A 22635-nucleotide genomic window follows, 5' to 3' on the forward strand; every position below is an offset into this window, starting at 1 on the left:
TGCGGACGGGTCAGGCGACGGCGCCACGCTCGACGAGCTCCCTGGCGAGCGCCCGGTAGGCGTGCGCCGCGGCGTGCTCCGGCGCCGTCTGCGTGATCGGCCGGGCCGACACCGTGGCGTCCGGGAACTTCACCGTCCGGCTGATCACCGTGTCGAGCACGTTCTCGTCGAACGTCTCCACGACGCGCTCCATGACCTCACGCGAGTGCAGGGTCCGCGAGTCGTACATCGTCGCGAGGATGCCGTCGAGCCGCAGTGCCGGGTTGAGCCGGTCCCGCACCTTGTCGATCGTCTCGATCAGCAGCGCGACACCGCGCAGCGCGAAGAACTCGCACTCGAGCGGGATGAGCACGCCGTGCGCCGCGGTCAGGGCGTTGACCGTCAGCAGACCGAGGGACGGCTGGCAGTCGACCAGGATCAGGTCGTAGTCGTTCGACACCTTGCGGAGCACGCTCGCCAGGATCTGCTCGCGGGCGACCTCGTTGACGAGGTGCACCTCGGCGGCGGACAGGTCGATGTTGGCGGGGATGACGTCGAGCAGCGGCACGTTGGTCTGGCGGATGACCTCGCGCGGGTCCTTCACGGAGCCCATCAGCAGGTCGTAGACGGTGGGGACGTCGTGCGTGCGGACCCCGAGCCCGGCGGACAGGGCACCCTGCGGGTCGAAGTCGACGGCGAGGACCCGGCGGCCGTACTCGGCGAGCGCGGCGCCGAGGTTGATGGACGTCGTGGTCTTGCCGACGCCGCCCTTCTGGTTGCAGAGCGCGATGATGCGAGCCGGGCCGTGGCCGTCGAGCGGCGCGGGCACCGGGAACTGCCGGACGGGCCGACCGGTGGGGCCGACCGGGGTCTGCTCGGTGCCGGGGGTGGTCGTCGGGTTCGTGCTCACCCGGTCATCGTACCGGCGTGCCGCCAGGGGCCCCGGTCGCACCGCCGCGCGGGACGCAGCGGACGGGGCGGCGCTGCACTGCGCCTCCCGGCCACGTCACTCGTGCTCGAGTCGTCCGGCAGCGCGACAGGGTCCCCGCGACCGTCGGGCGGACACTGTCGCCTCCGCGGACCACGCGCACCACACGCGATCGCATCGACAGGGTCAGGCGGGCCGCAGCGCGACGCGCATGCTGTCCACCCGGTCCGCGATGACCGCGTCCGCGGTCCAGCGCTGCTGGAGTCGACCGACGAGCGTCTGGACCGCCGCCTGGTCGAGCCCCGGGTGCAGCGCCAGGCCGACCGTCAGCTCGGCACCGGCGAACCTGCCGAGCGGGTCGCCGGGAGACAGCTCGACGCGTGCCACGGCGGGCTCGTCGGCGACGGAGGCTGCGAACGCCTGCCCGACCTCCGGGTCCTCGAAGCACGGGGTCCACGGCAGGTCCTGCCCGATCGCCCACACGGCGGGCCGACGGAGCACGAACTCGGTCGGTGCCGTCGGGTCGAGGACGACGAGCTGCGTCTCCTCGCTCGCCGCCGCCATCGCGACCCGGCGCGAGTCCGCCGGCACCGGGCGCGCGGTGGCGTCCCACGACCGCATCGCCTCGGCCGACGTGAAGGCCGGCATCACACTGCGCCCGTCCGGCCCGGCGACCGTGACGATCGACAGCTCCTGGGTCTTGTCGACGAGCTTCCCCTCGGCGGTGTGCCCGACGTCACCGGCCTCGGCGACGAGCGGGATGAGCAGCCGTGCGCCGCGCAGGGCCTCGACGACCGCACGCTGCGACCCGCCCTGCTGCAGGGCCGTGATCGCCGCGACGACCGCCGGGTCCGCGAGGCCGTCGTCGTCGGCGTAGGCGTCGTCGTGGGCGTCGAACGTCCGTCCGGCCCACGGGTTGCCCGCCGAGTCCGCGGCGCCGCCCGGGGTGTGGGCGTCGTCGTGCGCGCCCGGCTCCGGAGCGTCGGGCCCGGTGCCGCGGCCGTTCGAGATGCCCGCCACGGGGACTACTCGGAGGCGATGTCGAGGGCGGCCGGCAGCGTGAAGGCGCCGGAGTACAGGGCCTTGCCGATGATCGCGCCCTCGAGGCCGTTCGGCACGAGCTCGCGCAGCGCACGGAGGTCGTCGAGCGTCGAGATCCCGCCGGAGGCCACGACGGGTTGGTCGGTACGGTCGCAGACGGCGCGGAGCAGGTCGACGTTCGGCCCCTGCAGCGTGCCGTCCTTCGTGACGTCGGTGACCACGTAACGGGCGCACCCGGCGGCCTCGAGCCGGTCGAGCACCTCCCACAGGTCACCGGCGTCCTCGGTCCACCCGCGACTCGCCAGGGTCGTGCCGCGCACGTCGAGGCCGACCGCGATCTGCTCGCCGTACTCCCCGATCACCCGGGCGGCCCAGTCGGGCTTCTCGAGCGCGGCCGTGCCGAGGTTCACGCGGGCCGCGCCCGTGGCGAGCGCCGCCTCGAGGGACGCGTCGTCGCGGATGCCGCCGGAGAGCTCGACGGAGACGCCCTCGACCTCACGGATCGCCTTCGCGATCACCTCGCGGTTGTCCCCGCGACCGAACGCCGCATCGAGGTCCACGAGGTGGATCCACTCGGCGCCCTGGTCGCGCCAGGTGCGGGCCGCGGCGACCGGGTCGCCGTACGAGGTCTCGCTGCCGGCCTCGCCCTGGGTCAGGCGGACGGCCTGTCCGTCGACGACGTCGACGGCGGGCAGCAGGACGAGGGGCGGGGTCGCGGTGAGGTCGGTCATGGTCCTGTCGGTTCTCGGTGGGAGGTGGTGCGGCCGGTCCGGTGGCCGTCGTGGCCCGTGGCGGCTGCTCGGGTGGCGGCAGCCGGTGCGGTGGCGGCCGATCTGGCGGCAGCCGGTGCGGAGGCGGCCGGGTGGCGGCTGGTGCGGTGGCGGCCGGGAGGCGCGGTGCGCGTCCGTCCGACCCGCCTGCGTCCGGTGGACGGCCGGGTCAGAGCGAGTCGACCCAGTTCCGCAGCAGCCGGATCCCCGGCTCCCCCGACTTCTCCGGGTGGAACTGCGTCGCCGTCAGTGGCCCGTTCTCGACCGCCGCGACGAACCGCTGCCCGTGCTCCGCCCAGGTCAGCCGCGGGGCACGGAAGGGGCCGTAGGCATCGAGCGGGAAGTCCGTCACGCCGTACGAGTGGACGAAGTAGAACCGCTCGTCGTGCAGGCCGTCGAAGAGCACGGAGTCCTCGGGCGCATCGACGCGGTTCCAGCCCATGTGCGGCAGGACCTCGGCCTGGATCTCCTCGACGACGCCCGGCCACTGGCCGAGTCCCTCGACGTCGGCGCCGCGCTCGACGCCCCGGGCGAACATGACCTGCATGCCGACGCAGATGCCGAGCACCGGTCGTCCACCCGCCAGGCGGTGGTCGACGATCTCACCGCCGCGGACGCCCTCGAGCTGGTCGATGACCGCTGCGAACGCGCCGACACCCGGGACGAGCAGCCCGTCCGCACGGAGCGCGGCCTGCTTGTCGTCGGTCAGGGTGACCTCGGCGCCCGCGCGCTCGAGGGCCTTCGCCGCCGAGTGGACGTTGCCCGATCCGTAGTCGAGGACGACGACGTTCGGCTTCGCGGTCACAGCTTCCCCTTCGTCGACGGGATGCCGTCGACCCGGGGGTCGAGCTCGACGGCGCGGCGCATCGCGCGGGCGAGGGCCTTGAACTCGGCCTCGGCGATGTGGTGCGGGTCACGACCACCGAGCACGCGGACGTGCACGGTGATGCCGGCGTTGAACGTGATCGCCTCGAGCACGTGGCGGACCATCGACCCGGTGAAGTGCCCGCCGATCCGGTGGAACGCGAAGCCCTCGGGTTCGCCGGAGTGCACGAGGTAGGGGCGCCCGGACACGTCGACCACGGCTTGCGCCAGGGCTTCGTCGAGCGGCACGAGGGCGTCGCCGTAGCGGCCGATGCCGGCGCGGTCGCCGAGGGCCTGGCGCAGCGCCTGACCGAGCACGATGCCGGTGTCCTCGACGGTGTGGTGCACGTCGATGTCGGTGTCGCCCGTCGCGCGCACGCGCAGGTCGATGAGCGAGTGCTTGCTGAAGGCCGTCAGCATGTGGTCGAAGAACGGCACGCTCGTCGAGATGTCGGACGAACCGGTGCCGTCCAGGTCGAGCGAGAGCTCGATGCTCGACTCGCTCGTGCTCCGGCTGATCGAGGCGGTGCGGGCGGTCATGCAACAACCCTAACCGGCGGCTGGTCGGCGGCCACGCGGCGCATGGCATCGAGGAACGCGGTGGTCTCCTCCTCGGTCCCCGCGCTCACCCGGAGGTGGTTCGGGATGCCGAGGTCGCGGACGATGACGTCCTGGTCGAGCAGGGCCTCGAACGCGGCGTGCGGGTCGGCCACCCCGCCGAAGAGCACGAAGTTCGACCAGGTCTCGTAGGTGCGGTACCCCATCGCCTGCAGCTCGGTGACCATGCGGTCGCGCTGCTGCTTGATGTCGTCGACCATCGCCAGCATGGCGGGGGCGTGCCGGAGCGCGGCGACGGCAGCCGCCTGCGTCAGGGCCGACAGGTGGTACGGCAGGCGCACCAGGCGGAGGGCGTCGACGACGGCCGCGTCCGCCGCCAGGTACCCGACGCGGGCGCCGGCGAAGGCGAAGGCCTTGCTCATGGTGCGGGACACCACGAGTCGCGGGCGGCCGGGCAGCAGGGTGATCGCGCTCGGGGCGTCGGCCGGCATGAACTCGGCGTAGGCCTCGTCCACCATCACGATGCCGTCGGTCGCGTCGTAGGCGGCGCGGATGGTCTCGATGTCGAGCGGCGTGCCCGTCGGGTTGTTCGGACCGCACAGGAACACGATGTCGGGACGGTGCTCCTCGATGGCCGCGACGACGGTCTCCGGCGCGATGCGGAACTCGTCGTCGCGCTGGGCCGGGATCCACCGCGTGCCGGTGCCGGAAGCGAGGATCGAGTGCATCGAGTACGTGGGCGGGAACCCGAGCACCGACCGGCCCGGGCCGCCGAAGGCCTGGAGCAGCTGTTGCAGCACCTCGTTCGACCCGTTCGCCGCCCAGAGCTGCGCCGGGGCGAGCTGCTGCTCGGTGGACAGCCCACCGTTGAGGTAGCCGGCGAGGGACTCGCGGAGTTCGGTGAACTCGCGGTCGGGGTAGCGGTTCACGGTCGTCAGGGCCTGCCGGATCGAGGCGACGATGTCCTCGGCGACGTCCTCGGGGACGGGATGCGTGTTCTCGTTGACGTTGAGCTGCACGCGCACGTGCTTCTGCGGGGCGCCGTACGGGCTCTGCCCGCGGAGGTCGTCACGGATCGGGAGGTCTTCGAGCGTGGTGTCCACCGATCCATCGTAGGCCGCGGCCCGCGAGGGACGACCGGCCGTCCGGACGGTGGCACGGCCGATGGACGAGCAGCAGGACGAGCAGCAGGTGGACGAGCGGTCCCTGCCCCGGGAACCGTCCGGCGGGCGGCGTCCGCCGATCCGGTCAGTTGCCGGCGGTGTACTTCGCCGGGATGGCGATCTGCTCGCCAGCCTGCAGCGTGGAACCGTCGAGCGCGTTGAGGCTCACGACGTCCTGCACGAAGTCGCGGGGGTCGGCCTGCGGTGCGGTCTCCTCCGCCAGCTGCCACAGGGTCTCGCCCGGCTGCACGGTGACGGTCTCGAAGTGCACGGGTGCACCGGCACGGGAGGAGTCACCGGCCGAGGCCTGTCCGCCGTTCAGCACGGAGAGGGCGACGACCAGGAAGACGGGGAGGGCCGCGAGCGTCGTCAGGACGATGCGGCCGCGACGCGTGATGCGCAGGCGCGTACGGACGGCGGGCGTCGCGGTGCGCTGGTCAGCGATGGCGATGGTGCTCATGTCGTTCTTGCCTTCCCGTTCGGAGGAACCGAAGTCGTGTACCGAACATAGTTTCGAATGCCAGCCCACACAAGTCCCAGGAAGGGATTCCTGCGGGATTTCTTGCCGACACGCTCGAACAGGTGTTTGTCCGGCCGGATGCGGTCGGATACTGTTTCGATCGACTGGGACGAGTCAAGCGGGGACCACCGACATTCCTGCGCGACCGCCCGGCACCGACGAAGGGCGGTACGACGTGGCGGACGAACTGCGGGTCCAGAAGCCGTTGACGGCGAAGCAGCAGGCGATCCTCGACGCGATCCGTGCGTCGATCGCCAGCCGGGGCTACCCGCCGAGCATGCGCGAGATCGGCGACGCCGCCGGACTCTCCTCGCTCTCCAGCGTCTCCCACCAGCTCGGCCAGCTCGAGCTCGGCGGCTGGATCCGCCGCGACCCGAACCGCCCGCGGGCGCTCGAGGTCCTGGTCGACGAGCCGACCCCCGACGTGGACACCCCGGACGTCGACGCCACGACCCTCGTCCCGCTCGTCGGACGCATCGCCGCCGGTGTCCCCATCACGGCCGAGCAGCACGTCGACGAGATCGTCCCGCTCCCCCGCCAGCTGGTCGGCACGGGTGACCTCTTCATGCTCAAGGTCGTCGGCGAGTCGATGATCGACGCGGCGATCTGCGACGGCGACTGGGTGGTCGTCCGGTCGCAGCAGACCGCGGACAACGGGGACGTCGTCGCCGCCATGCTCGACGAGGAAGCGACCGTCAAGGTGTTCCGCCAGCGCGACGGCCACACGTGGCTGCTCCCGCGGAACTCGGCGTTCGAGCCGATCCTCGGCGACGCGGCCACCGTGCTCGGCAAGGTCGTCGCGGTGCTCCGCTCGATCTGACCCCGCGGGGACCGCACGAGCGGGGCCCCGCCGTCGAACCAGGGAACCGACATCGAACCAGTCCGATCGGTTGGTTCGATGTCGGGTACCTGGTTCGTCCGGTTCGGGGGCAACTGACGACGGCACCGACGACGGACGGGAGGCGCGGTGCCAGCCGGCACCGCGCCTCCCGTCCGTCCCGGTGTGGGTCCGGGGCCTAGACCGTCGCGACCGGCGCGACCACGTACGGGTCGAGCTCCGCGACCTGGCGCTGGAAGACGCGCACCCGCAGGCGCGTGCCGTCCTCGACGTAGTCGGTCGTCTCGACCGCGCCGGCGTCGTGCAGCGACGACACCAGGTCGCCGCGGTCGTACGGGATCACCACGGTGAGCTCGACGTCCGGCTCCGGCAGTCGGGCCTCGATCGCTGCGAGGAGTTCCGGGACGCCCTCACCCGTGCGAGCGGACACGAACACCGCGTCCGGGACGAGCCCGACGAGCACGAGTCGCTGTGCATCGTCGATCAGGTCCGCCTTGTTGAACGCGACGACCTCGGGGATGTCCCGCGCGCCGACGTCGCCCATCACGTCACGGACGGTCGCGAGCTGCGCGGCCGGGTCCGGGTGCGAGCCGTCGACCACGTGCACGATGACGTCGGCCTCGCCGACCTCCTCGAGGGTGGAGCGGAAGGCCTCGACCAGCTGGTGCGGCAGGTTCCGCACGAAGCCGACCGTGTCGACGAAGGTGAACTCGCGGCCCGCACTGCTCTCGGTCCGGCGCACGGTGGCGTCGAGGGTGGCGAACAGCTGGTTCTGCACCAGGACGCCCGCGCTCGTCAGCCGGTTCAGCAGCGAGGACTTGCCGGCGTTCGTGTAGCCGGCGATCGCGACGCTCGGCACCTCGTTGCGGTGCCGGTCGGCGCGCTTGGCCTCGCGCGCCGGGCGGAACCCGGCGATCTGACGACGGAGCTTCGACATCCGCGTGTTGATGCGACGGCGGTCGAGCTCGATCTTCGTCTCACCGGGACCACGGGAGCCCATGCCTGCACCGCCGGAGACCTGACCACCGGCCTGACGGGACATCGACTCACCCCAACCACGCAGACGCGGCAGCAGGTACTGCAGCTGTGCGAGCTCGACCTGGGCCTTGCCCTCCCGCGTGGTGGCGTGCTGGCTGAAGATGTCGAGGATCACGGCGGTGCGGTCGATCACCTTCACCTTCACGACGTCCTCGAGCGCACGTCGCTGCGAGGGGGCGAGCTCGGTGTCCGCGACGACCGTGTCGGCGCCGGTCGCCTTGACGACCATGGCGAGCTCCTCGGCCTTGCCCTTGCCGAGGTAGGTCGCCGGGTCGGGGGTGGGCCGACGCTGCAGGAGTCCGTCGAGCACCACGGCACCCGCGGTCTCGGCCAGGGCGGCGAGCTCACGCAGGGAGTTCTCGGCGTCCTGGGCGTCGCCCTGGGGGTACACGCCGATCAGGACGACCCGCTCGAGCCGGAGCTGCCGGTACTCGACCTCGGTGACGTCCTCGAGCTCGGTGGAGAGGCCGGTGACGCGGCGCAGGGCGGCGCGGTCCTCACGCTCGTACTGGTCGCCGTCGCCGGACCAGCCGTGCTCGTCGACCGATCGTGTCTGGATGGCCTGGGCGGGAGCGAAGATCGCCGACGAGGCCCGGGTCTCGGCATTGCGGAGGACGCGCTCCACGACACCCTCGGCGCTGTCGTCGGATCGTCCGTCGTTCATGGTGGTTTCCGTCATCTTCTCCACAGGGTACCGCCGCCACGCCCGGGACACACGGGCTCCCCGCTACGGTTCTTCCATGGCGAACGACCACTACTTCTCCGCGAACCCGTCCTCGGAGATCCGTGAGCGCCAGGTGCACGTCACGCTCGCCGGGCAGCCGCTCACCCTGTCCACCGCGGCCGGGGTCTTCAGCCCGGACGGCGTCGACCGCGGCACGAAGGTGCTCCTCGGCTCGGTGCCGCCGCCCGCGTCCGACGGCGCGCTGCTCGACGTCGGCTGCGGGTGGGGCCCGATCGCGATCACGATGGCGCTCGAGTCCCCGGACGCACAGGTGTGGGGCGTGGACGTGAACGAACGCGTCCTCGGGCTCGCGGCACGCAACGCCGTCGCGGCAGGGGTGTCGAACGTCACGGTCGGCCTGCCGGACGAGGTCCCCGCGGACCTGCGCTTCCGGACGATCTGGTCGAACCCGCCGATCCGGGTGGGCAAGGACGAGCTGCACGCGATCCTGCTCACGTGGCTGCCCCGGCTCGAGGTCGGCGGCGACGCCTGGCTCGTGGTGTCGAAGGACCTCGGCGGGGACTCCCTGCAGCGCTGGCTCGGCGACGCGCTCGGCGACGGGTTCCAGGTCACGCGGGCCTCGACGGACAAGGGCTTCCGGGTGATCCGGGTGCGGCGCACCGCAGAGTAGGGGCCGGCCGGCGTCAGACCGTCAGGTCGCCCGAGAACACGAGCTCCGCGGGACCGGCCAGCGCGACGTGCTCGCCGTCCTCGGCGGCGAACATCCGCACCGTGACGACCCCGCCCGGCACCCGCACGCGCCAGGTGTCGGGCGCCGAGGGGCCCGCCCAGTACCGCGTCGCGAGCGCTGCGGCGACCGCGCCGGTGCCGCAGGACAGCGTCTCGCCGCTCCCCCGCTCGTGCACGCGCATGGTGATCTCCCCCACGCCGTCCTTGACCAGCGGGTCGCTGGGCAGCACGAACTCGACGTTCGCGCCCGCTTCGGGAGCCGGGTCGAGCATGGGGATGTAGGTCAGGTCGACCTCGGCGAGCTCGTCCTCGGTCGCGACGGCCACGACGACGTGCGGGTTGCCGACGTCGATGCCGAGCCCCGGCCGCGCGCCGTCGAGCTCCTTCGCCCGGACGGTCACGTCGTTCGCCCCGCCACCCTCGATGCCGAGCCCCCAGCGTCCGAGGTCCGCCGAGAAGCCGTTCGTGGTGCGCTGCACGTCGACGAGTCCCTTGCGGCTGCCGACCGTGAGCGTCTCCCCCGGCGCCAGGTCGACGAGCCCGGACTCGGTCAGGTAGCGGGCGAACACGCGGATGCCGTTGCCGCACATCTCCGCGACCGAGCCGTCGGCGTTGTGGTAGTCCATGAACCACGTCGCGGCGGGTTCGACCGCGACGAGCGGACGCCCCTCGGGCAGCGCGTCCGAGCGCACGGCCCGGATGACCCCGTCGGCCCCGACACCGAAGCGTCGGTCGGCGATCGCGCGGATGCGCTCGGGGGTCAGGTCGACCGTGGCGTCCGGGTCGGCGAACAGGACGAAGTCGTTGCCCGTCCCCTGGCCCTTCGTGAAGTGCAGCTCGGTCACGGCACGATCCTACGGGCCACGGCCTGTAGCCCCGCGACGTCGGCACCGCTGACGTCGACGACCTCGGCGTCGTACCGCTTGAACCACGACACCTGCCGCCTGGCGTACTTGCGCGTCGCGACCGCCGTGGCCTCGACCGCCTCGGCCGTCGTCGCACGACCGTGCAGCACGTCGAGCGCCTGCGAGTACCCGATCGCTGCGCGCGCGGTGCGTCCCTGTTCGAGACCGTCGGCCCGGAGCGCCTCCACCTCGTCGACGAGCCCGTCGCGGAACATCCGCTCGGCGCGTGCGTGCAGCGACGCGACGAGTCCACTGCGCTCGCGGTGCAGGTGCAGCACCCGAGCGGGTCGCCAGGCACGGGGCACGGACGGGAGGCGCGGGGTCACGACCTCGGACCGGCTCGCGATCTCCACGGCGCGGATCAGGCGACGGGGGTTGCGGGCGTCGACGTCGGCCGCGGCCGCCGGGTCCAGGGCCCGCAGGCGCGCGAGGAGGGCGTTCGGGCCCTGCTCGGCGTGCTCGCGCTCGAGCTCGGCGCGCAGCTCGGGGTCGGTCCCCGGAAACGCGAGGTCGAACAGGACGGAGGAGACGTAGAGCCCGCTCCCGCCGACGAGCACCGCGGTGCCGCCGTCCGCCGTGATCTGTTCGACGTCCGCGCGGGCGTCGAGCTGGTAGGCCGCGACGCTCGCCTCGTCGGTGATCGCGAGAACGTCGAGCTGGTGGTGCGGGATGCCCCGCCGTTCCTCGACCGAGAGCTTCGCGGTCCCGATGTCCATGCCGCGGTAGAGCTGCATGGCGTCGGCGTTCACGACCTCGGCGGGCCGACCGGACGCGCGCAGTCGTTCGGCCACGGCGAGACCGACCGCGGACTTCCCGGTGCCGGTCGCACCGACGACCGCGATCAGGTCGGGGGTCGAGTCGTCGCCCCGCCCGACCGCGGGAACCGCCCGGTCAGCGTCCGACACGGAGGCTCGGCAGCCCGAGCGACACCGGACGCGGCCCGGCGGCCGGGGCGGACGGGGTCGGCACGCCGCAGCTGTCTGCCTGCGCGCGGTCCCAGGCGTCACCGGCGCGGGTCCGGCGGATGCGCAGGGGGCCCTCGTCGTCGGCGATCAGGAAGTGCGGGGCCGCGCGGGTGACCTCGACCGTGACGACGTCGCCCGGGCGCGGGACCTCGGACCCGGCGGGCACGGCGAAGTGCACCAGGCGCGAGTCCTCGGCGCGTCCGGACAGCCGGTGCGTGCTGTCGTCCTTCTTGCCCTCGCCGGTCGCGACGAGCACCTCGACGCTCCGACCGACCTGCTTCGCGTGCTCCTCGGCCGTGATGCGGTCCTGCAGGGCGATCAGACGGTCGTACCGCTCCTGCACGACCGCCTTCGGCAGCTGGTCCGGCATCGTCGCCGCCGGCGTGCCGGGGCGGATGGAGTACTGGAACGTGAAGGCCGACGCGAACCGTGACTGCTCGACGACGCGCAGGGTGTCCTCGAAGTCCTCGTCGGTCTCACCGGGGAACCCGACGATGATGTCGGTCGAGATCGCCGCGTGCGGGATCTTCGCCCGCACCCGGTCGAGGATGCCGAGGAAGCGCTCGCTGCGGTAGCTCCGGCGCATCGCCTTGAGCACGCGGTCCGAGCCGGACTGCAGCGGCATGTGCAGCTGCGGCATCACGCTCGGCGTCTCGGCCATCGCGTCGATGACGTCGTCGGTGAACGCGGCCGGGTGCGGGCTCGTGAAGCGGATGCGCTCGAGGCCCTCGATCTGCCCGGCAGCGCGCAGCAGCTTGCCGAACGCCTGGCGGTCGCCGAACTCGACACCGTACGAGTTGACGTTCTGCCCGAGGAGCGTGACCTCGATCGCACCGTCGTCGACGAGCGCCTGGATCTCGGCGAGCACGTCGCCGGGACGGCGGTCCTTCTCCTTGCCGCGCAGCGACGGCACGATGCAGAACGTGCAGGTGTTGTTGCACCCGACGGAGATCGACACCCACCCGCTGTGCGTCGAGTCGCGCTTGGTGGGCAGGGTCGACGGGAAGACGTCGAGCGCCTCGAGGATCTCGATCTGCGCCTCGTCGTTGTGGCGCGCCCGCTCGAGCAGGGTCGGGAGTGACCCCATGTTGTGCGTGCCGAACACGACGTCCACCCACGGTGCCTTCTCGAGGATGACGTTCTTGTCCTTCTGCGCCAGGCATCCGCCGACCGCGATCTGCATGCCCGGGTGCTCGCGCTTGATCCCCGCGAGCTGCCCGAGGTTGCCGTAGAGCCGGTTGTCCGCGTTCTCGCGCACGGCGCAGGTGTTGATGACGACCACGTCCGCCTGGCCGCCGTCGGCCGCGACGTACCCGGCGGCCTGCAGCGATCCGCTCAGGCGCTCCGAGTCGTGGACGTTCATCTGGCACCCGTGGGTGCGGACCTCGTAGGTTCTGGGGCGGGCTTCGACGGTGGCCATGATCGTCCCAGTGTAGGTCGACCACGGCCGCCGCGAGAGCGTCGGAGCGGACGTCGGGTCGGGACGCAGGACCGCGCGGTACGGGCGCCGCAGCGCTACTCGAACCGGACGGTCCCACCGCCCGACGGAGCGCGACGCGGCGGCCCGTCGAGCGCCCGCTCCACGGCGACGCGGACGACGCCCGCGCCGTAGCCCTTGCGAATCAGGAAGCCGCTCAGGCGCCGTTCGGCGGTTGCACGGTCGAGGCCGCGGAGCTGCCGCGCGCGCTTCTCGGCGAGCTCGTTCGCGCGGAGGAACTCGTCGTCCGCGTCGTCCGCCGAGGCCTCGAGCGCCGCGTCGATCGCGGCCTGGTCGATCCCGCGCCGCCGCAGTTCGCCGACGACACCCTGGCGGCCGAGGCCCTTGCGCTCGTGCAGCCGGTCGACCAGGTCGGTCGCGAGGGCCACGTCGTCGAGCAGGCCCACTCGCACCAGTCGGGCGACCTCGTGCTCCACGACCTCCGTGTCGAGGTTCTGCTTCGTCAGCAGCTGCCGCATCTCGGACTCGCTGACTCCCTTGCGACCGAGCGCCCGCATGCTGACGCGCTCGGCGTCGGCGCGCTGCTCGTCGAGCGGTCGCGGGGCGTCGGCCGGGTCGATCTCGTCACCGCTCGCGATGGCGAAGACGGATGCCGTCGCCGCGTCCGCGGTGTCGTCGTCGTACCCGTGCTGCTCGGCACGGGCACTCCGGCCGGAACCGTCACCGACCACCGGGGACACCCACTCGGCCTCGGGCTGCTGCCCGCGGAACGGGATCGCTGCGGGGCGGTCGTCCTCCGCCGGAGCACGGGTGGGCACGGGCCCGAAGCGCCGCTCGTCGTCGCCGAGCAGCATCGAGTCGGGTGCCCAGTCGTCGTCGGACGACCGGTCCGCATCCCCTGGCACGTCGAGCCCGGTGACGGCGTCCGGTTCGATCGGATCCGGGTCCCGGTCCGTGTCCGTGTCAGTGTCCGCCGGCGTCGTGCGTCGACCACGACGGGACCGCGCACCGAACAGGTCGGTGACGGGAGCGAGGCCCTCGTCGTGGTCGTCTGCTCCGGTCACGCGCCCTTGCGCTCCGCCAGCTTCGGTGCGATCGACTCGACCGGAGCCGCGTCGGCCTTGGCGCCGCCGACACCGAGCTTGGCGAGGATCTTGCCCTCGATCTCGGCCGCGATGTCCGGGTTCTGGATCAGGAAGGACCGCGAGTTCTCCTTGCCCTGCCCGAGCTGGTCACCGTCGTAGGTGTACCAGGCACCCGACTTCTTCACGATGCCGTGGTCCACACCGAAGTCGAGCAGCGAGCCCTCTCGCGAGATGCCCGTGCCGTACAGGATGTCGAACTCGGCCTGCTTGAAGGGCGGCGCCATCTTGTTCTTGACGACCTTGACGCGGGTGCGGTTGCCGACGGCGTCGGTCCCGCTCTTCAGCGTCTCGATGCGACGGATGTCGAGGCGCACCGATGCGTAGAACTTCAGCGCCTTACCACCGGCGGTGGTCTCCGGGCTGCCGAAGAACACGCCGATCTTCTCGCGCAGCTGGTTGATGAAGATCATCGTGGTCTGCGTCTGGTTCAGCCCACCGGCGAGCTTGCGCAGGGCCTGCGACATCAGGCGGGCCTGGAGACCCACGTGCGAGTCACCCATCTCGCCCTCGATCTCGGCGCGGGGCACCAGGGCGGCCACCGAGTCGACGATGATCAGGTCGATCGAACCCGAGCGGACGAGCATGTCGGCGATCTCGAGCGCCTGCTCACCGGTGTCGGGCTGCGAGACGAGCAGCGCGTCGATGTCGACGCCGAGCTTCTTCGCGTACTCGGGGTCGAGTGCGTGCTCCGCGTCGATGAACGCCGCGATGCCACCGGCACGCTGGGCGTTGGCGATGGCGTGCAGGGTCAGCGTCGTCTTACCCGACGACTCCGGCCCGTAGATCTCGATGATGCGACCCCGCGGGAGTCCGCCGATGCCGAGCGCGACGTCGAGTGCGACGGACCCGGTCGGGATGGTGGCGACCGGCGCGCGCTCGTCCGAGCCGAGACGCATGACCGTCCCCTTGCCGAACTGCCGGTCGATCTGGGCGAGTGCGGTCTCGAGGGCCTTCTCGCGGTCTGCGGGTGATGGCATGGGGTGCTCCTTCGTGCTCGGTGTCGGCCGCCTGTAGGCTGTCGCGTCCGCCCCAGCCGGTGGTGCAGGGCTGGTGCTCGGCGACAAGGCTTCGGGCTGTTCCCGATGTCCTCGAACCTAGGGCGGGCCACCGACATCACTGCCTGCAGCCGCGCGATCTGTGGACGAGGGTCCGGGACAGCGCCGTTGTGCAGGAACCTAGCACCGATCGAACACGCGTTCGAGCAACACGCCGAACACAGTTTCGGACGAGGACCTCAGTCGCGCGGCTCCGCCAGACCCTTGCCGTGCCGCTTGTCGAGCGGCACGTCCTGCGAGTCGCACAGGGCCTCCCAGACCCGCCGCGCGTCGATGCCGGCGTCGAGCGCGTCCGCCGCCGACCGCCCGCCGAGCTCCTCGAGCACGACGTCGCGGGCCACCACGGCTCCGTAGGCATCGCCGAACACCTGGTCGACGGCTCGCCAGAACTCACTCACGCGCATCGGACCAGCGTAACGACGAACGCCCCCGCCGGAGTCCGGCGAGGGCGTTCGAGGGGTGGTGCGTCAGCGCACCGCGAGGTCGTTGTCGAACTCGGCGACGAGGTCGTCGGGCAGCGTGTCGGGGACCGGGGTGAGCCCCTCGACCACTGCGAGACGGTCGCCGACCTCGCGCATGATGGTCGAGATCGGGGTGTCGAGGGCATCGGCCACCGAAGCGAGGATCTCGGAACTGGCCTCCTTCTGGCCGCGCTCCACCTCGCTCAGGTACCCGAGCGCCACACTGGCCTTGGACGCGACCTGACGGAGGGTCCGGCCCTTCTGCAAGCGGAAGTCTCGCAGGACATCGCCGATCTCCTGACGAACGAGAACCATGGGGACTCCTCCTCTCTGTCGTCTCCGCGCCCGCCTGGTCCGGGTGACCGGGGTCGGGTCCAGCAACAGTAGCGTTGCCGTTCGCAGCATGCTAACCACGTCGGCTGCCGCTCTGCTGGAGATTGCGTGGGATGTAACCCAGTGGCAACAGGGGCTATTCCCCGCCGTCGATCTCGATCGTCATCCGTGCCAGGAGTTCGGAGACGGTGGCCCACCGGATTGCTGCCCGGTCCCCCTCGAGGTGCAGTTGCGTGGCCACGCTGCGCTCCGCGGACGCGACGCCGACGAAGACGGTCCCCACCGGCTTGCCGTCCTGCGGGTCCGGTCCGGCGACACCGGTGGTGCTGATCCCCCACGTGGCGGAGCGACCGTCGACCGCCAGCGCCGTCCGGACACCCGCGGCCATCTGGCGGGCGACCTCGGGGTCCACGGCGCCGTTCGCGGCGAGCAGGTCGGCGTCCACCCCGAGCACGGACGCCTTGACGGGGGTTGCGTAGGCGACGACCCCGCCGTGCACGACGGCGCTCGCGCCCGGGACACCGACGAGGGTCGACACCACGAGGCCGCCGGTCAGCGACTCGGCCACCGCGACCGTCTCCCCGCGGGCGGTGAGTGTCCGGACGACCCGCTCTGCGAGTACCTCGACGGAGGACGACCGGACCGGGTCGGGGCCGGTGGGCGTCACGCTGCGCTGCGGTTGTGCTTCCATGCCTGCCACAGGTAGTCCGCGCCGCTGAGCACCGTCGCCAGGAGCGCCGCGGTCATCAGGATGCCGTTCACCCAGTGCGCCAGGTCACCGACGACGTTCCACCACGGGAAGAGCGCGAGCGTGATCGCGACGGCCTGCAGCACGGTCTTGATCTTGCCGCCGCGGCTCGCCGGGATCACCCGGTCGGACAGCACGGCGAAGCGGAACACCGTGATGCCGATCTCCCGCGCCATGATCAACACGGTGACGATCCACGGCAGCTCGCCCAGGATCGACAGCGCGACGAGGGCACCGCCGATCAGGACCTTGTCGGCGATCGGGTCGACGAGCTTGCCGAAGTCGGTGACCAGGTTCTGCCGCCGGGCGATGATCCCGTCGGCGCTGTCCGTCACGATCGCGACGACGAACACGACCGCTGCCCAGACGCGCAGCGAGGTGTCCTGGCCGCCGTCGGCGAGCAGCATCACGAAGAACAGCGGCGCCATGAGGATGCGCACCACGGTGATGACGTTCGCGACGTTGGCGGTCGATGCCGGGCCCTCGCCCTTGCGCAGCAGCCGTCCGCGCCACGGGAACCGTGCCCCGTGTGTGGTCTCCGAGCTGGTCATGTCGCTCACTCCCTGCCCGTCAGTCCCCACGCGTCCTCGTCCGGTCCGTCGTCCTCGACCTCAGGGTACCCGCGGGTCATGTCCGCCACCGGGTCGGCACCGTACCGGTCGTCGTCCTGGCCGCCGGTGCCGGGCGCCGTGGGCACGGCAGGAGCACCGGACCCGACCGCGGTCGGAGCTGAGCCGGTCCCGTCGACGGGAGCAGTGCCTCCTGGCCGGGGCGGGGACACGGCGTCCGTCGGCGGTTCCTCGCCACGGAGCTTCGCGAGCACCCCGGGGAGCTGGTCGGGCGTGACCAGCACGTCGCGCGCCTTGGAGCCCTCGGACGGACCGACGATGTCCCGCGACTCCATGAGGTCCATCAGGCGACCCGCCTTGGCGAACCCGACGCGGAGCTTGCGCTGCAGCATCGACGTCGAGCCGAACTGCGTCGAGACGACCTGTTCGACGGCGGCGAGCAGCAGCTCGAGGTCGTCGCCGATGTCGGCGTCGATCTCCTTGCGCTCGACCACCGCCTGGACGTCCTGGCGGTACTCGGGGCGGGCCTGCCGGGTGACGTGCGCGACGACCTCGGCGACCTCGCTCTCCTGCACCCACGCGCCCTGCACCCGGACGGCCTTCGACGATCCCATCGGCAGGAAGAGCCCGTCACCCTGGCCGATGAGCTTGTCCGCGCCCGGCTGGTCGAGGATGACCCGCGAGTCCGTGACGCTCGTCACCGCGAAGGCGACGCGCGACGGGACGTTGGCCTTGATGAGCCCGGTGATGACGTCGACCGAAGGACGCTGCGTGGCGAGCACGAGGTGGATGCCGGCGGCACGGGCGAGCTGGGTGATGCGGACGATCGACTCCTCGACGTCGCGCGGGGCGACGAGCATCAGGTCCGCGAGCTCGTCGACGACGACGAGCAGGTACGGGTACGGCTTGAGCTTCCGCTCGCTGCCGGCGGGCAGGACGATCTCGTCGTTCTGGACCGCCTTGTTGAAGTCGTCGACGTGCCGGAAGCCGAACGACGCCAGGTCGTCGTACCGCATGTCCATCTCCTTCACGACCCACTGCAGCGCTTCGGCGGCCTTCTTGGGGTTCGTGATGATGGGCGTGATGAGGTGCGGGACCCCGGCGTAGATCGACAGCTCGACGCGCTTGGGGTCGACGAGGACCATGCGGACCTCGGACGGCTTCGCGCGCATGAGCAGCGAGGTGATCATCGAGTTGATGAACACCGACTTGCCGGAGCCCGTGGAGCCCGCGACGAGCAGGTGCGGCATCTTCGCCAGGTTGGCGACGACGAAGCCGCCCTCGACGTCCTTGCCGACACCGATGGTCATCGGGTGCTTCGACTTGGTGGCCGCACCGGAGCGCAGGACGTCGCCGAGGGAGACGATCTCGCGGTCCGTGTTCGGGATCTCGACGCCGATCGCGCTCTTGCCGGGGATCGGCGACAGGATGCGGACCTCGTTCGACGCGACGGCGTACGACAGGTTCTTCGACAACGCCGTGACGCGCTCGACCTTGACGCCCGGGCCGAGCTCGATCTCGTACCGCGTCACGGTCGGTCCGCGGGAGAAGCCGGTGACCTTCGCGTCCACCTTGAACTCGGTGAGCACGCCGGTGATGGCCGCGACGATGTCGTCGTTCGCCTGGCTGCGGGCGACCGACGGCGTGCCGGCGCTGAGGGTGGTCGCCGCGGGCAGCCGGTAGGGGGCCGAGGGGTCCTCGTCCGCGGCGGTGGCGGCGGGCAGGCCGTCACCGGCGGACCCGGACGCGGCCTCGGGCTCGGGCTCGGGCGCCGTCGGCGAGACGACCGGCGACACCCCGGCGTCGGGACGAGCGACGGCCGCGGGCTGCTCCGGCACCGGAGCGCCGAAGTCGCGGAGTGCCTGCTCGGCCACTGCGAGGTCCTGCTCGACCTGCTGCTCGCCGTGCACGTCCTCGTGCTCGACGGAGTCGTTGAGGTTGACCGAGGCCGGTACGGCGGGTGTGTGGTCCACGAGCCCGGCGGCTGCACCGGCGTTCGGGCTCGCCGCGGGAGCGCCCGGGGCCGCCTGGGTCGCCGACGCAGGCAGCACCGGGCTGTCGTACGCCGGATCTTCTTCCCGTCCGGACTTGTTCCGCCGCCACCACGGGACGGTGCTCGCGGCCGCGTCGCCGTCGTCCGCGCGCTGCTCGTCCTCGAAGCCGAGGTCCTCGAAGAGCGGGAAGTCGGTCTGGTCCTTCGTGCGACGCTTCGACGTGCGCGCCCGCGGTGCGGCCGGCGCGGCGGCGGCCTCGGTGGCGACGTCGTCCTCGGCCGCCGGGGCCGGTGCTCCGAACAGGTACGCGTAGAGCTCGTGCAGGCGACGACCGGTCCTGTTCGGCGGGGTCTTCGTGATGATGAAGAGCGACAGCACGAGCAGCACCACCGCGACCGGTACCGCGACCCACACCGTGGCGACCGCGACCAGCCAGCTGATCACGACCCAGCCGAGGACACCGCCCGCGGCGGCCAGGGCGACCATGCCGTCGGACGCGCTCGGCTGTCCGCCGAACACGTGGCAGAGCGATGCGATGGACACGAGCATCAGGCCGAGGCCGATGCCGATCCGGGTGTTGTCGTGCACCGACGCGGGGTGTCGGAAGAGCCAGCCGGCGAACACGATCATGATGACGGGCAGCGCGACCGCCAGCCGCCCGAACAGGCCGCCGAACGTGTAGGCGTCGAGCGTGACCGACAGCGGGTTCGTGGGGTTGAGCCACTCGACGACCCCGCCCGCGAGCGCGAGGACGAAGAGCAGGAACGGGAAGCCGTCGCGGCGTTCGTCCTTGGCGAGGGTCTCCTTGCCGAGCAGGCGGAACAGCGCGCCGACACCGTGCGCCATCGCGAGCCAGGTGGTCACGACCGGGTTCTGCTCGCGGAACACCGGCGTGGGCGCGGCCTGCGGCAGCTTCTTCGTCGTGGCCTGCGTGCGCGACGTGCCGCGCGACCCGCTCCCGCGGGACGACGTGGACGCGCGCGAGCGCGTGGTCGACTTGGTGCCTCCGGCCATGCGACGGAGCCTAATCCCCGCTCGGGACATTCCGTGGATGCCCCGCCGCGCTCCGTCGGCCGACCGGCGCCGACCGGCCCCGGACGTGACGACGGCCGGGAGGCACGGCGAGCGTTCCCGGGGAACGCTCGCCGTGCCTCCCGGCCGGTTGCCGTGCTGGTGCCTACGCCTCGATGACCACCGGGACGATCATCGGACGACGACGGTGCTTGGTGTTGACCCAACGGCCGACGGTCCGGCGGACGACCTGGCTGAAGGCGTGCGCGTCGCGCGTGCCGTTCGCCGCGGCCTCGGCGATCGCCTTGGCGATCTGCGGGCGCACGTCGTCGAAGACGGAGTCGTCCTCGGCGAAACCGCGCGACTGGATCTCCGGCCCGACGACGCACTGACCGGTCGTGAAGTCGACGGCGCAGAAGATCGAGATGAAGCCCTCCTCCGCCAGGACGCGGCGGTCCTTGAGGTCGGCGTCGGTGATCTCACCGACGGTCGAGCCGTCGACGTAGACGTACCCGATGTCGAGCTGTCCGGCGACGCTCGCGACGCCGTCCTTGAGGTCGACGACGATGCCGTCCTGCCCGAGGATGACGTTGCGCGGCGGGACACCCGTCTGGATCGCCAGGTCGGCGTTCGCGTACAGGTGACGGTGCTCGCCGTGCACGGGCAGCACGTTCCGCGGACGCAGGATGTTGTAGCAGTACAGGAGCTCGCCGGCGGACGCGTGCCCGGAGACGTGCACCTTCGCGTTGCCCTTGTGCACGACCTTGGCGCCGAGCTTCGTCAGGCCGTCGATCACGCGGTAGACGGCGTTCTCGTTGCCCGGGATCAGGCTCGAGGCGAGGATGACGGTGTCACCCTCGCCGATCTCGATCTGGTGCTCGAGGTTCGCCATGCGCGCCAGGACGGCCATCGGCTCGCCCTGCGAGCCGGTCGACATGTAGACGATCTGGTCGTCGGGGACGTTCTTCGCCTTCTTGGTGTCGATGAGCACGTCGTCCGGCACCCGCAGGTAGCCGAGCTCGGCGGCGATGTTCATGTTGCGGATCATCGACCGGCCCATGAACGCGACCTTGCGGTTCGTCGCAGCGGCGGCGTCGAGGACCTGCTGCACACGGTGCACGTGCGAGGAGAAGCTCGCGACGACGACCTTCTTGCGGGCACGCGAGATGACGTTCTCGAGCACCGGTCCGATGTCGCGCTCGGGGGCGGTGAAGCCCGGCACGTCGGCGTTCGTCGAGTCCGGCAGGAACAGGTCGACGCCCTGCTCGCCCAGGCGGGCGAAGGCACGGAGGTCGGTGATCCGGTCGTCCAGCGGCAGCTGGTCCATCTTGAAGTCACCCGTGTGCAGCACGCGGCCGGCCGGGGTCGTGATCGCGACGGCGAGGGCGTCCGGGATCGAGTGGTTCACGGCCACGAACTCGAGGTGGAACGGGCCGAGCTGCTCGGTCTGGTCCTCCTGCACGACGAGCGTGTAGGGCTTGATCCGGTGCTCCTTGAGCTTCGCCTCGACGAGCGCGAGGGTCAGCGTGGAGCCGATCAGGGGGATGTCGGCCTTGAGCTTGAGCAGGTACGGCACGGCACCGATGTGGTCCTCGTGGCCGTGGGTGAGCACGACGCCGAGGACGTCGTCGAGGCGGTCCCGGATCGGCCCGAAGTCGGGGAGGATGAGGTCGACGCCCGGCTGGTGCTCCTCGGGGAAGAGCACGCCGGCGTCGACGATGAGCAGCTTGCCGTCGAACTCGTAGACGGTCATGTTGCGACCGATCTCGCCGAGGCCCCCGACGGGGATGACGCGGAGGGTGCCGGGTTCGAGCGGCTGCGGTGTGGAGATCTGGGTGGGCATTCGGTCCTGACTGTCGTGCGACGCGCTCCGGCGCCGCGGTCTTCCTAACGTGTGGTGCCTGGCACCTTCGGCAGTGCGCCGCCGGCCGCCGCGTTGCGGTCCGGGCGGAAGTTCGAGAAGTCGGCGCCGGGGATGTCCCGGACCGCTTCGAGGGAGGTCTCGATGGCGTAGGCCTCGGTGTCCTCGGGGCCGACGAGCGGCAGCCGGACGCGCGGGCTGCCGATGCGGCCGAGCCCGTGCAGCACGTACTTCGCGGCGACCGTGCCGGGAACGTGGGTCATGATCGCACGGACGAGCGGCTCGACGCGCTTGTGCTCGGCGGTGGCGGCCGCCAGGTCGCCGCGGTTCACGGCGTCGACGATCGTGCGGTACGGCGTGCTCGTGATGTTCGCGGTGACGCCGATCAGGCCCGTCGCGCCGATCGACAGGTGCGGGAGCACGTTCGTGTCGTCGCCCGAGAAGTACATGAGGTCGGTGTTGTTGAGCACCCGGGAGACCTCGGCGAAGTCGCCCTTGGCGTCCTTCACCGCGAGGATGTTCGGGTGGTGCGACGCCCGCACGATGGTCTCGTACGTGATCGGGATGCCCGTGCGGCCCGGGATGTCGTACAGGATCACCGGCAGGTCGGTGGCGTCGGCGATCATCCGGAAGTGCGTGAGCACACCCGCCTGGGTCGGCTTGTTGTAGTACGGCGTGACGATCATCACACCGTCGGCGCCGGCCTTCTCGCTCTGCTTGTAGAGGTGGATCGCGTGCGCGGTCTCGTTCGAGCCGCCGCCCGTGATGATCTTCGCGCGACCGGCGGCGACGGACTTGCCGACCTCGACCAGGCGGAGCTTCTCAGGGTCGGTCAGGGTGCTCGTCTCGCCGGTGGTGCCGGTGACGACGATGCCGTCGGCGCCGGCGGTGATGCAGTCGTCGATGTGCTGCTCGACGCCGGGCCAGTCGACCTCGCCGTCGGCCGTGAACGGCGTCACGAGGGCGACGAGGACCTGACCGAAGGGATTCTCACGCGGGGACACGCGCACCAGCGTACCGGGGATGCGCGCGAGGAC

At 71.5% G+C, this 22635-nt stretch carries 22 protein-coding genes; 2 read left to right on the forward strand and 20 right to left on the reverse strand.

Features of this window, described 5'->3' with window-relative positions; genetic code table 11:
• Nucleotides 1-10: 10 nt before the first annotated feature.
• The 7 genes from QUG98_RS00215 to QUG98_RS00245 all read right to left on the reverse strand — a co-directional run bounded on the left by QUG98_RS00215 (nt 11) and on the right by QUG98_RS00245 (nt 5763).
• Nucleotides 11-889, reverse strand: a complete 879-nt coding sequence (locus QUG98_RS00215) for a ParA family protein (RefSeq protein ID WP_137766909.1) — start codon at nt 887-889, stop codon at nt 11-13.
• A 204-nt stretch (nt 890-1093) separates the two neighbouring features.
• A complete protein-coding gene (locus QUG98_RS00220) occupies nt 1094-1927 on the reverse strand; it encodes an SseB family protein (protein ID WP_289468666.1) in 834 nt (277 codons plus the stop codon).
• A gap of 5 nt (nt 1928-1932) precedes the next feature.
• Entirely contained in the window at nt 1933-2679 is a 747-nt protein-coding gene (gene priA / locus QUG98_RS00225; protein ID WP_289468667.1) for a bifunctional 1-(5-phosphoribosyl)-5-((5-phosphoribosylamino)methylideneamino)imidazole-4-carboxamide isomerase/phosphoribosylanthranilate isomerase PriA, read from the reverse strand.
• A gap of 208 nt (nt 2680-2887) precedes the next feature.
• On the reverse strand, nt 2888-3523 hold the full coding sequence (hisH, locus tag QUG98_RS00230; protein ID WP_289468668.1) for an imidazole glycerol phosphate synthase subunit HisH: 636 nt from the start codon (nt 3521-3523) through the stop codon (nt 2888-2890).
• The gene (gene hisB, locus QUG98_RS00235; RefSeq protein WP_289468669.1) at nt 3520-4122 is read right to left on the reverse strand and encodes an imidazoleglycerol-phosphate dehydratase HisB; all 603 of its coding nucleotides are present in this window, start codon (nt 4120-4122) and stop codon (nt 3520-3522) included. The genes hisH and hisB overlap by 4 nt, the downstream gene beginning before the upstream one ends.
• On the reverse strand, nt 4119-5243 hold the full coding sequence (locus QUG98_RS00240) for a histidinol-phosphate transaminase (protein ID WP_289468670.1): 1125 nt from the start codon (nt 5241-5243) through the stop codon (nt 4119-4121). The genes hisB and QUG98_RS00240 overlap by 4 nt, the downstream gene beginning before the upstream one ends.
• A 145-nt stretch (nt 5244-5388) precedes the next feature.
• Entirely contained in the window at nt 5389-5763 is a 375-nt protein-coding gene (locus QUG98_RS00245; RefSeq protein ID WP_058728400.1) for a LysM peptidoglycan-binding domain-containing protein, read from the reverse strand.
• A 235-nt stretch (nt 5764-5998) separates the two neighbouring features.
• Between QUG98_RS00245 and lexA the strand changes: the two genes are divergently transcribed.
• Entirely contained in the window at nt 5999-6643 is a 645-nt protein-coding gene (gene lexA, locus QUG98_RS00250) for a transcriptional repressor LexA (RefSeq protein ID WP_137766902.1), read from the forward strand.
• 196 nt (nt 6644-6839) lie between these two features.
• On the opposite strand, the gene hflX is transcribed toward lexA, so the two are convergent.
• Complete coding sequence (gene hflX, locus QUG98_RS00255; protein ID WP_289468671.1) at nt 6840-8378, reverse strand: GTPase HflX; 1539 nt, start codon at nt 8376-8378, stop codon at nt 6840-6842.
• Between the two features lie 61 nt (nt 8379-8439).
• Between hflX and QUG98_RS00260 the strand changes: the two genes are divergently transcribed.
• Nucleotides 8440-9054 carry a class I SAM-dependent methyltransferase gene (locus tag QUG98_RS00260; RefSeq protein ID WP_289468672.1) on the forward strand — a complete coding sequence of 205 codons (615 nt, stop codon included), beginning with the start codon at nt 8440-8442 and terminating at the stop codon, nt 9052-9054.
• Between the two features lie 13 nt (nt 9055-9067).
• Here QUG98_RS00260 and dapF read toward each other — a convergent pair whose 3' ends face one another.
• From dapF to dapA, 12 genes are all read right to left on the reverse strand, one after another.
• The gene (gene dapF, locus QUG98_RS00265) at nt 9068-9958 is read right to left on the reverse strand and encodes a diaminopimelate epimerase (protein ID WP_289468673.1); all 891 of its coding nucleotides are present in this window, start codon (nt 9956-9958) and stop codon (nt 9068-9070) included.
• Nucleotides 9955-10923 (reverse strand): tRNA (adenosine(37)-N6)-dimethylallyltransferase MiaA, encoded by a 969-nt coding sequence (miaA, locus tag QUG98_RS00270; protein ID WP_289468674.1) that lies wholly within the window; start codon nt 10921-10923, stop codon nt 9955-9957. The genes dapF and miaA overlap by 4 nt, the downstream gene beginning before the upstream one ends.
• The gene (miaB, locus tag QUG98_RS00275) at nt 10910-12403 is read right to left on the reverse strand and encodes a tRNA (N6-isopentenyl adenosine(37)-C2)-methylthiotransferase MiaB (RefSeq protein WP_289468675.1); all 1494 of its coding nucleotides are present in this window, start codon (nt 12401-12403) and stop codon (nt 10910-10912) included. The genes miaA and miaB overlap by 14 nt, the downstream gene beginning before the upstream one ends.
• A 95-nt stretch (nt 12404-12498) precedes the next feature.
• The gene (locus QUG98_RS00280) at nt 12499-13485 is read right to left on the reverse strand and encodes a regulatory protein RecX (RefSeq protein ID WP_289468676.1); all 987 of its coding nucleotides are present in this window, start codon (nt 13483-13485) and stop codon (nt 12499-12501) included.
• Nucleotides 13482-14543, reverse strand: a complete 1062-nt coding sequence (gene recA / locus QUG98_RS00285) for a recombinase RecA (protein ID WP_058728394.1) — start codon at nt 14541-14543, stop codon at nt 13482-13484. Before recA ends, QUG98_RS00280 begins: the two co-directional genes overlap by 4 nt.
• A 257-nt stretch (nt 14544-14800) precedes the next feature.
• A complete protein-coding gene (locus QUG98_RS00290) occupies nt 14801-15025 on the reverse strand; it encodes a DUF3046 domain-containing protein (RefSeq protein WP_289468677.1) in 225 nt (74 codons plus the stop codon).
• Between the two features lie 63 nt (nt 15026-15088).
• Nucleotides 15089-15397, reverse strand: coding sequence for a helix-turn-helix domain-containing protein (locus QUG98_RS00295; protein ID WP_058742950.1), 309 nt, complete (start codon nt 15395-15397; stop codon nt 15089-15091).
• A gap of 154 nt (nt 15398-15551) precedes the next feature.
• A complete protein-coding gene (locus tag QUG98_RS00300) occupies nt 15552-16106 on the reverse strand; it encodes a CinA family protein (protein ID WP_289468678.1) in 555 nt (184 codons plus the stop codon).
• Nucleotides 16079-16714 (reverse strand): CDP-diacylglycerol--glycerol-3-phosphate 3-phosphatidyltransferase, encoded by a 636-nt coding sequence (gene pgsA / locus QUG98_RS00305; RefSeq protein WP_289468679.1) that lies wholly within the window; start codon nt 16712-16714, stop codon nt 16079-16081. Before pgsA ends, QUG98_RS00300 begins: the two co-directional genes overlap by 28 nt.
• Nucleotides 16715-16719: 5 nt before the next feature.
• Entirely contained in the window at nt 16720-19740 is a 3021-nt protein-coding gene (locus QUG98_RS00310) for an FtsK/SpoIIIE family DNA translocase (RefSeq protein WP_289468680.1), read from the reverse strand.
• Nucleotides 19741-19903: 163 nt separating this feature from the next.
• Nucleotides 19904-21580, reverse strand: a complete 1677-nt coding sequence (locus QUG98_RS00315; protein WP_058730182.1) for a ribonuclease J — start codon at nt 21578-21580, stop codon at nt 19904-19906.
• A 44-nt stretch (nt 21581-21624) separates the two neighbouring features.
• Nucleotides 21625-22602 carry a 4-hydroxy-tetrahydrodipicolinate synthase gene (gene dapA, locus QUG98_RS00320; RefSeq protein ID WP_289468681.1) on the reverse strand — a complete coding sequence of 326 codons (978 nt, stop codon included), beginning with the start codon at nt 22600-22602 and terminating at the stop codon, nt 21625-21627.
• Between the last annotated feature and the right edge of the window lie 33 nt (nt 22603-22635).

This window comes from Curtobacterium subtropicum (assembly GCF_030362975.1).
Taxonomy (GTDB): Bacteria; Actinomycetota; Actinomycetes; order Actinomycetales; family Microbacteriaceae; genus Curtobacterium; species Curtobacterium subtropicum.

What these genes read in the sequence shown, in the direction of transcription:
- priA (WP_289468667.1), bottom strand. Translation starts at nt 2,679, where the DNA reads ATGACCGACCTCACCGCGACCCCGCCCCTCGTCCTGCTGCCCGCCGTC.
- hisB (WP_289468669.1), bottom strand. Translation starts at nt 4,122, where the DNA reads ATGACCGCCCGCACCGCCTCGATCAGCCGGAGCACGAGCGAGTCGAGC.
- QUG98_RS00245 (WP_058728400.1), bottom strand. Translation starts at nt 5,763, where the DNA reads ATGAGCACCATCGCCATCGCTGACCAGCGCACCGCGACGCCCGCCGTC.
- hflX (WP_289468671.1), bottom strand. Translation starts at nt 8,378, where the DNA reads ATGACGGAAACCACCATGAACGACGGACGATCCGACGACAGCGCCGAG.
- QUG98_RS00260 (WP_289468672.1), top strand. Translation starts at nt 8,440, where the DNA reads ATGGCGAACGACCACTACTTCTCCGCGAACCCGTCCTCGGAGATCCGT.
- miaB (WP_289468675.1), bottom strand. Translation starts at nt 12,403, where the DNA reads ATGGCCACCGTCGAAGCCCGCCCCAGAACCTACGAGGTCCGCACCCAC.
- recA (WP_058728394.1), bottom strand. Translation starts at nt 14,543, where the DNA reads ATGCCATCACCCGCAGACCGCGAGAAGGCCCTCGAGACCGCACTCGCC.
- QUG98_RS00290 (WP_289468677.1), bottom strand. Translation starts at nt 15,025, where the DNA reads ATGCGCGTGAGTGAGTTCTGGCGAGCCGTCGACCAGGTGTTCGGCGAT.
- QUG98_RS00295 (WP_058742950.1), bottom strand. Translation starts at nt 15,397, where the DNA reads ATGGTTCTCGTTCGTCAGGAGATCGGCGATGTCCTGCGAGACTTCCGC.
- QUG98_RS00300 (WP_289468678.1), bottom strand. Translation starts at nt 16,106, where the DNA reads ATGGAAGCACAACCGCAGCGCAGCGTGACGCCCACCGGCCCCGACCCG.
- pgsA (WP_289468679.1), bottom strand. Translation starts at nt 16,714, where the DNA reads ATGACCAGCTCGGAGACCACACACGGGGCACGGTTCCCGTGGCGCGGA.
- QUG98_RS00310 (WP_289468680.1), bottom strand. Translation starts at nt 19,740, where the DNA reads ATGGCCGGAGGCACCAAGTCGACCACGCGCTCGCGCGCGTCCACGTCG.
- QUG98_RS00315 (WP_058730182.1), bottom strand. Translation starts at nt 21,580, where the DNA reads ATGCCCACCCAGATCTCCACACCGCAGCCGCTCGAACCCGGCACCCTC.